The sequence below is a fragment of the Donghicola mangrovi genome (genome assembly GCF_013377535.1).
Classification (GTDB): Bacteria; Pseudomonadota; Alphaproteobacteria; order Rhodobacterales; family Rhodobacteraceae; genus Donghicola; species Donghicola mangrovi.
The window spans coordinates 1-337 of the sequence record NZ_JABCJE010000052.1 but is presented as its reverse complement, the minus strand read 5'-3'; the positions used below and the strand labels follow the sequence as shown (position 1 = coordinate 337).

General features: G+C 53.1%; 1 protein-coding gene. It reads left to right on the top strand.

From position 1 onward, the window contains the following. Positions 1-337: alpha/beta fold hydrolase (locus HJ536_RS20735; protein WP_177159288.1), on the top strand; the 337-nt coding region annotated here is incomplete at both ends.

The following is a 337-nucleotide window of genomic DNA, read 5'->3' as shown; positions in this document are numbered from 1 at the left end:
CTGCACCTTTGAGGTGCAAGAATTTGAAGCAATTCAACGTACAAAGGTGGGTTCCGCGCGGATGGAGGCAGTATTCTTTTGCCACGGCATGCCCGGAAGCAAAGCCGACGCCACTTTGCTTCATAAGGCTAATCCCGACGTAGATATCGTCGCGGTAGACCTTTTGGCTAACGCCCCAGAAGACGTTGATATGGCGTTTTCCAATGCGTTGCATAGCAAAGCGATTACTGCGGACAATGGCGGGGTAGTTCTGGCCGGGTTTTCGATCGGCGCAATGGCCGCGATCAAGATCGCAGCGACACGTCCGGATATTGTCTCGCGGCTCATTCTCATTTCA